We start from the raw sequence: 6897 nt of genomic DNA, 5'->3' as shown, positions 1-6897 counted from the left end.
TACAATGAAATGAGGCCGCACCTGAGTTTAGATATGCAAACACCTAATCAGGTGCATAATAGAAAAGGCCAGCTACTTGAGCTGGCCTAAAAACTGTCAACCTATCTTAGGACGGGTCAACATATTTAGTTTCTTTTCAAGATAGTGGATATTAGTTCCACCGTTTCTGAAGTTCTCATCTGCCATTATTTTACGCTGCAAAGGTACATTGGTTTTAATGCCTTCGATGACGAGTTCTTCCAATGCTAAACGCATACGTGCTATTGCTACGTCGCGGCTTTCACCATAAGTAATAAGTTTACCAATCATCGAATCATAGTTGGGTGGTACCGTATAACCAGCATAAATATGAGAATCCCAACGCACACCCAAACCGCCAGGTGGGTGGAACATATTAATTTTGCCTGGTGATGGGATGAAAGTATCTGGATCTTCAGCATTGATACGACATTCAATTGCATGACCACGGATTTGAATTTGTGATTGCTCTACAGAAAGCGGTAATCCGGCAGCTACACGCAATTGCTCCTTGATTAAATCCACACTTGTAATTAACTCTGATACCGGATGCTCTACCTGAATACGGGTATTCATTTCGATAAAGTAGAACTCACCATTTTCGTACAAGAACTCAAATGTGCCTGCGCCGCGATAGCCGATTTCAATACATGCCTGACAGCAACGAGCACCAATTTTTTCGCGCATCTCTGCGGTAATACCTGGGGCCGGGGCTTCTTCTACTACTTTTTGGTGGCGGCGTTGCATCGAGCAGTCACGTTCACCTAAATGGATCGCTTTGCCCTGACCATCTGCCAGTACCTGAATTTCAACGTGGCGAGGATTTTCAAGGAACTTTTCCATGTAAACCATGCTGTTACCGAAAGCTGCTCCTGCTTCGGCCTGAGTCATTTCAATTGAAGAAATAAGCTCAGCTTCGCTGCGCACTACACGCATACCACGACCACCACCGCCGCCTGACGCTTTAACGATAATTGGATATCCAATACGTTTTGCTATGGCTTTATTGGTATCAGCGTCACCACCTAAAGGACCATCAGATCCTGGTACACAAGGTACACCTGCTTTTTTCATTGCTTTTATGGCTGAAACCTTGTCACCCATCAGGCGAATTGTATCGGCTTTAGGACCAACAAATACAAAACCACTTTTTTCAACCATATCGGCAAAGTCAGCATTTTCAGCTAAAAAACCATAACCCGGGTGAATTGCAATAGAGTTAGTGACTTCGGCTGCAGCAATAATCGCAGGTATATTAAGATAACTCTCCGTTGCTGAAGCCGGACCAATACAAATAGATTCGTCAGCTAGCAACACGTGTTTAAGATGTCTATCCGCTGTAGAGTGTACTGCCACGGTTTTAATGCCCAATTCTTTACAGGCACGTAAAACACGCAGAGCAATCTCACCGCGGTTTGCTATTAATACTTTATCCAGCATCTTGTTTACCTTTTATTCGATGACGAACAGAGGTTGGTCAAACTCGACGGGATCCTGATTGTTACACAGAATTTTGGTCACTGTTCCGGCTTTGTCTGCTTCGATTTGGTTCATCATTTTCATCGCCTCAACGATGCAAAGAGGATCACCTACTTTTACCTGCTGACCTACTTCCACAAAAGCTTTTGCACCCGGGGACGAAGACGTATAAAAGGTTCCTACCATTGGTGAGCGCACAACGTGACCTGAAAGCTCATTAGATGCTTCTTCCGCCACAGGAGCTGGTGCTGCCGGGGCCGCTGCCACAGGTGCTGGTGCTGGCGGAGCCGCATATTGAACTGGAGCGGCTGCAACAGAACCACCGCGATGGATGCGTACAGACTCTTCACCTTCAGTGATTTCCAATTCTGAAATGCCTGATTCTTCAACCAATTCAATTAATTTTTTAATTTTACGAATATCCATGAAACTCTCTCTTTACTTGGCTTTTTCTAAATATTGTTTGGCGGACATTAATGCATAGTCATAGCCACTTGAACCTAAACCACAAATCACACCTATAGCCTTATCAGACAAATAGGAATGTTGGCGGAAAGGTTCGCGGCTATGAACATTAGATAAATGCACTTCTATAAAAGGAATATTTACACTTAACAGCGCATCACGCAGGGCGACACTGGTATGGGTAAATGCACCGGGATTGATAATAATAAAGTCCACTGAATCCAGTGATGCATGAATGGTATCGATCAGCACATGCTCAGCATTTGATTGCACGTGTTGCAGTTGAATATGCATAGACTGCGCTCTGGTTTGCAATTGATTAACAATCTGCTCCAGCGTTTGGCTACCATATATGTGTGGTTCGCGTTTGCCCAACATATTTAAGTTGGGACCATTCACTAATAAAACTTTCACAATATTGTATCGATCTTGTCAGTAAAATTGCATTTTTGCGCATTTTTATCGTAATTACGAGTTTTAGGTATTTTGTTGGGCAAAAAATGTACAGTTGATCGTAATCTTAAGCCCATTATAGACACAAGTTTATAAATCGCAGCAATTTACTGGTCTAATCAGCGAAGTTTACCGATATTTTACGTTTTTTCTCTGGTTGCTGTTTATTCACTGGGTAGAGGAAATTGGTCGGCTGGCACAATATCTACGGATTCATGCAATTCTGAATATACAATTACCGCTTGTTTGTTAATTAGCTGTTGTTTTACTTGTGCGACTTTTTCCTGCATTGAATATTCAGTTTCTCCGTAATCTGTTCCTTCTCTGAGAACAAAGGCCTGTATTAAATTATCTAAGGTGTCAGCTTCAATCTGTTCCATTGGAATTATCATTTACACTCTCTATGTTTTTTACGCTTTAACGTAGGATCTTCGGCTAATAGTGGTATTATGCGCGCCCTTTAATTTTACAGGAATGAGTATGCAAATTTATTGGCATGATGTCGTGGGCAATATTGGCGTCAGCTTAATTGTTTTAAGTTATTTTTTGTTGCAGCTAGGTAAGATGGATAGCAAAAAACTGCCCTATTCTTTAACTAATTTAACAGGTGCCATACTGCTGCTGATTTCGTTGTACTTCAATTTTAATCTGGCATCCGTCGTTATTGAATTATTCTGGATTGCGATCAGTTTGTATGGCATTAGCAGTTATTTTATTCGCAAGTATCGGGCGAAATCCAGGAACTAAGCATATTCTTTCAGGCGAACTGGTTTAAGAAAGCGGGTACTCTCTGGTGTAACCAAATTTGGGGTTTCCAGGGGAGCCCCTGCATAAATCCCACATGCCCGCCCTGTTCACTTAGCTCGATAGTAACTGTTGGTGACAAATCGCCCGCTTGCGGCACTATGTCACGGCTCATAAAGGGATCATCCAGCGAATGAATTACCAGAGTTGGAGTGGTGATATGTCGGGTATACGCAATGGCGCTGCACTTGAGATAATAATCGTCTGCATCGCTAAAACCATGCAGTCTGGACGTAATTGCATCATCAAACTCACGGAAACTGTTTAGTTTCATAACATCATCGACGTTTACTGCAAGTGAATGACTAAAATCCATTTTGCTCATTTTTTGCACCAGTTTCTTTTGCATGCTGGCCAGCAGGTAGTGCTGATAAAGTCTGGAAAACCCTTGGTTTACTGCATCTGAGCATTTACCTAATTGAAACGGTGGTGAGATACACACAGCAGCATCAATGATATTTTGCTGTGGTTTCTCACCAAGTAACTTAAGCAACATATTGGCGCCAAGTGAAAAACCTATTGCGACAATAGGTAAATCATGTGAATTGCGTTTTAGCTGAGTGACAACCTGCCAGGCATCTGCAGTATCACCAGAATGGTAGGCTCGGGCTAAGCGATTTTCTTCATTGCTGCAACCACGAAAGTGCATCATAACAGCGTGCCAGCCATTATCAGCCATCACAGCCAGCATATCATTGGCATAATGAGAGCGGGCTGAACCTTCAAGTCCATGAAACAGAACCGCAATACCCCTGCAGTTATGCGGTTTTGGTGCCCAGCTTAAATCAACAAAATCACCATCTTCGAGTTCGATACGTTGGTTGGTTAACTGTACTAATCTGCGTTTTTGTAAATATCGGGGCCATATTGTTTGAATATGCCGGTTGCGTGCCCACCAAGCGGGTTTGAAAGCACTTTTAACAATTTTTCCCTGTTGAGGCTCAGTCATTATTTATAGATCTTTTTTGATGGGCTCTTTTTATCTATCATTTAGTTTACGTTGAAATAACTTTAACAGATATACGACCTTTTTCAGTTGTTTAACTGATGGAAACGTTCAACTAATGGCGGTGTTACGTCAATACCAGCCGCAATACAGTATGGACCTGCATTGTTTGGTTTGATTTCTGTCATTATTTGTAGGTTATTAACTGTGTTAATTATCTGCTGTTGCTGATTCTGCTCCAGCTGTAATTCCTGCTCCAGTAATTTTTTATAAAGCGACGAATTGTTGTTTCTGGCTAAACGCCGGGTTTTACGATGTTGCTGAATTATCTGATTTGATTGCTCAATGCTAACAATAATTTGTTGCCATTGAGTAACAGTGAGCAATCTATTCTGTTTATCTGCAAATTTAGCAAACAGTAACAAATTTACGTTTAAGTTAAAGTTATCCTGAAGCTGTAAAAATTGATGTTGCTTCTGTTGGTAACAATCCAGACTAAATTGCCAGAACTCACTGGCTTGCCAGTTCATGTTCAAATTCCTGCTGCTTTTGTTCCAGAGTTTCCTGCAAATCCAGCCAGTGCAACTCGCTTTGTTCCATACCTTGTTTCGCTTTGGTTTGCTGTTGCAGTAATTCAGTGAGTTTTTGCTTTTGTTCCGGTTCGTACAAACTGGTATCTGCTAACAGCGTTTCGATTTGATTCAGTTCATCCTGAAACTGGCTCATCAGTTTTTCATGTTTATCGATATCACTGCGCAGTGTCCTGGTAGCTTGCCTGAATTCGGCTTCAAGCCTTTTTACCAGTTTACGATCGAGTGCAGGTTTAACTGGTGAGTCGCTTTTGGCCGATGTTTTGTCGCTTTGTTGAAACAAAAACTGACGGTAATCATCCAGATCGCCTTTAAAGGGCTGCACCTGCCCATCGCTGACCAGATAAAAGTCATCACACACAGAGGAGAGTAAAAATCGGTCGTGCGAGACCAGTACCATCGCGCCTTCAAAGCCTTGCAGGGCAAGATTTAATGCGTGGCGCATATCTAAATCTAAGTGGTTGGTTGGTTCATCGAGTAACAATAAGTTTGGTTTCTGATAGACCAGCAACGCTAATACCAGGCGGGCTTTTTCACCGCCAGACATTGGCGCAACTGGATCAAGTGCTGCATCACCAATAAAACCAAATCCGCCCAGAAAATTTCTCAGGCTTTGTTCGGTGGCTTTTTTATCCAGACGGACTAAATGATCAAGTGCAGACTGCTCGCCCTGTAAGTATTCCAGCTGATGCTGGGCAAAGTAACCAATTTGTAACCCTGACGATGTGGTATAGGTACCTTGCATCGGTGATTTTTCACCCGCTAGTAATTTTATTAGAGTCGATTTACCCGCACCATTTCTACCCAGTAAGCCAATGCGGCTGCCAGGTACCAGATTGAGCTGCAACTTTTGCAATATGACTTTATCATCATAACCCACTTGCACCTGCTCCATACTCACTAGCGGATTAGGCATTTTGGGTGGAGGCGGAAACTCAAAAGAAAACTGGCTATCCTGATGGGCAGGCATCAGTAGCTGCATTTTTTCAATTTGTTTTACCCGGCTTTGTGCTTGTTTGGCCTTGCTGGCTTTGGCACCAAAGCGATCGACAAAAGATTGCAGGTGAGCAATTTTATCTTGCTGTTTTTCATAGTTAATTTGTTGCAGTCGTAATCTTTCCGCACGCTGAGTTTCATAGGCACTGTAACCGCCGGTGTAAGCGATAAGCTGATTTTGCTCAATGCTTAGGATCTGCCCAACGCAGTTATCGAGAAATTCCTTATCGTGCGAAATTAAAATTAAGGTGCCGTCGTAGCGCTGTAACCATTTTTCCAGCCAAATCACTGCATCTAAATCGAGGTGGTTGGTCGGCTCGTCGAGTAATAACAAATCTGAACGGCAAATTAGTGCTTGCGCCAGGTTTAGGCGCATACGCCAGCCTCCAGAAAATGAGCTGACCGGTTGATGAACTTGTTCTGGAGCAAAGCTCAAACCATGTAATATTGAAGCAGCACGCGCTTCGATATCGTAAGCACCCGCATCCTGCAGTTGACCATGCAATACCGCTATTTTTTCACCATCTGCTTGTTGCTCAGCCTGTTGTAATTGATTTTGTAATGCGCGGAAATGGGTATCGCCATCCAGTACATATTCTATCGCACTGCGGTTAACTGTCGGGGTTTCCTGCGCTACGCTGGCTAATTGCCAGTCTGTTGGATAGCTCATATCCCCCTGGTCTGTTTGAAGTTTCCCCTGCAATAATGCAAATAAACTCGATTTACCCGCACCATTTGCACCAATTAATCCCACTTTGTGCTGCGGATAGATTCTGGCATTGGCATCGTTAAATAAAATTTTGGGGCCACGCATCAGAGTAACGTTGGAAAACTGGATCATGTTTCGCTCAATATACAAATTTAAGGTATTATCCCTGTCCCTTATGGACCAAACAACCATGTTTGGATGTTTTAAATGGGATTAGTGCAATAGAATGTCAAACCGAATTAAAAAACGCTTTATCGCTGGTGCGGTATGCCCGAAATGCAAGGCTCAGGACAGCATTATGTTATTTTTTCAGGATAACATTGAACAGCTGGAATGTGTTCAGTGTGGTTATCATGAAAGTCAGCCTCAGGAGCAGGTCAAAAAAGCCAGTCGTGAGCAAGAGCAGGTTATCGGTGTATTTAAACCTTAATACCTGC

Annotated in this window: 9 protein-coding genes; 2 read left to right on the top strand and 7 right to left on the bottom strand. The window is 42.7% G+C overall.

The features are described 5' to 3' along the window. Positions 1-96: 96 nt before the first annotated feature. The 4 genes from accC to H8B19_RS08655 all read right to left on the bottom strand — a co-directional run bounded on the left by accC (position 97) and on the right by H8B19_RS08655 (position 2807). Entirely contained in the window at positions 97-1458 is a 1362-nt protein-coding gene (gene accC, locus H8B19_RS08670) for an acetyl-CoA carboxylase biotin carboxylase subunit (protein ID WP_186506402.1), read from the bottom strand. Positions 1459-1470: 12 nt separating this feature from the next. Then, positions 1471-1923 (bottom strand): acetyl-CoA carboxylase biotin carboxyl carrier protein, encoded by a 453-nt coding sequence (gene accB, locus H8B19_RS08665; RefSeq protein WP_186506401.1) that lies wholly within the window; start codon positions 1921-1923, stop codon positions 1471-1473. Positions 1924-1935: 12 nt separating this feature from the next. Further along, complete coding sequence (aroQ, locus tag H8B19_RS08660) at positions 1936-2376, bottom strand: type II 3-dehydroquinate dehydratase (protein WP_186506400.1); 441 nt, start codon at positions 2374-2376, stop codon at positions 1936-1938. 203 nt (positions 2377-2579) lie between these two features. After that, positions 2580-2807 carry a YheU family protein gene (locus H8B19_RS08655; RefSeq protein ID WP_186506399.1) on the bottom strand — a complete coding sequence of 76 codons (228 nt, stop codon included), beginning with the start codon at positions 2805-2807 and terminating at the stop codon, positions 2580-2582. Between the two features lie 88 nt (positions 2808-2895). On the opposite strand from H8B19_RS08655, the gene H8B19_RS08650 reads away from it, so the two are divergent. Then, positions 2896-3162 (top strand): CBU_0592 family membrane protein, encoded by a 267-nt coding sequence (locus tag H8B19_RS08650; RefSeq protein WP_186506398.1) that lies wholly within the window; start codon positions 2896-2898, stop codon positions 3160-3162. 10 nt (positions 3163-3172) lie between these two features. Here H8B19_RS08650 and H8B19_RS08645 read toward each other — a convergent pair whose 3' ends face one another. The 3 genes from H8B19_RS08645 to H8B19_RS08635 form a co-directional block, all read right to left on the bottom strand. Continuing rightward, complete coding sequence (locus H8B19_RS08645) at positions 3173-4168, bottom strand: hydrolase (RefSeq protein ID WP_186506397.1); 996 nt, start codon at positions 4166-4168, stop codon at positions 3173-3175. A gap of 83 nt (positions 4169-4251) precedes the next feature. Further along, a complete protein-coding gene (locus H8B19_RS08640; RefSeq protein WP_186506396.1) occupies positions 4252-4695 on the bottom strand; it encodes a TIGR02444 family protein in 444 nt (147 codons plus the stop codon). After that, positions 4676-6592, bottom strand: coding sequence for an ATP-binding cassette domain-containing protein (locus tag H8B19_RS08635; RefSeq protein ID WP_186506395.1), 1917 nt, complete (start codon positions 6590-6592; stop codon positions 4676-4678). Before H8B19_RS08635 ends, H8B19_RS08640 begins: the two co-directional genes overlap by 20 nt. A gap of 94 nt (positions 6593-6686) precedes the next feature. Between H8B19_RS08635 and H8B19_RS08630 the strand changes: the two genes are divergently transcribed. Further along, positions 6687-6890 carry a YheV family putative zinc ribbon protein gene (locus tag H8B19_RS08630; RefSeq protein ID WP_186506394.1) on the top strand — a complete coding sequence of 68 codons (204 nt, stop codon included), beginning with the start codon at positions 6687-6689 and terminating at the stop codon, positions 6888-6890. Positions 6891-6897 lie beyond the last annotated feature (7 nt).

It is taken from the genome of Neptunicella marina, assembly GCF_014270035.1.
Lineage (GTDB): Bacteria > Pseudomonadota > Gammaproteobacteria > Enterobacterales > Alteromonadaceae > Neptunicella > Neptunicella marina.
Note: the sequence above shows the minus strand (reverse complement) of the source record. Positions and strands in the feature narration are given on the sequence as shown.

Coding starts and splice junctions, on each gene's coding strand:
- H8B19_RS08645 (WP_186506397.1), bottom strand. CDS start 4,168: ATGACTGAGCCTCAACAGGGAAAAATTGTTAAAAGTGCTTTCAAACCC.
- H8B19_RS08640 (WP_186506396.1), bottom strand. CDS start 4,695: ATGAACTGGCAAGCCAGTGAGTTCTGGCAATTTAGTCTGGATTGTTAC.
- accB (WP_186506401.1), bottom strand. CDS start 1,923: ATGGATATTCGTAAAATTAAAAAATTAATTGAATTGGTTGAAGAATCA.
- H8B19_RS08630 (WP_186506394.1), top strand. CDS start 6,687: ATGTCAAACCGAATTAAAAAACGCTTTATCGCTGGTGCGGTATGCCCG.
- H8B19_RS08635 (WP_186506395.1), bottom strand. CDS start 6,592: ATGATCCAGTTTTCCAACGTTACTCTGATGCGTGGCCCCAAAATTTTA.
- H8B19_RS08655 (WP_186506399.1), bottom strand. CDS start 2,807: ATGATAATTCCAATGGAACAGATTGAAGCTGACACCTTAGATAATTTA.
- accC (WP_186506402.1), bottom strand. CDS start 1,458: ATGCTGGATAAAGTATTAATAGCAAACCGCGGTGAGATTGCTCTGCGT.
- H8B19_RS08650 (WP_186506398.1), top strand. CDS start 2,896: ATGCAAATTTATTGGCATGATGTCGTGGGCAATATTGGCGTCAGCTTA.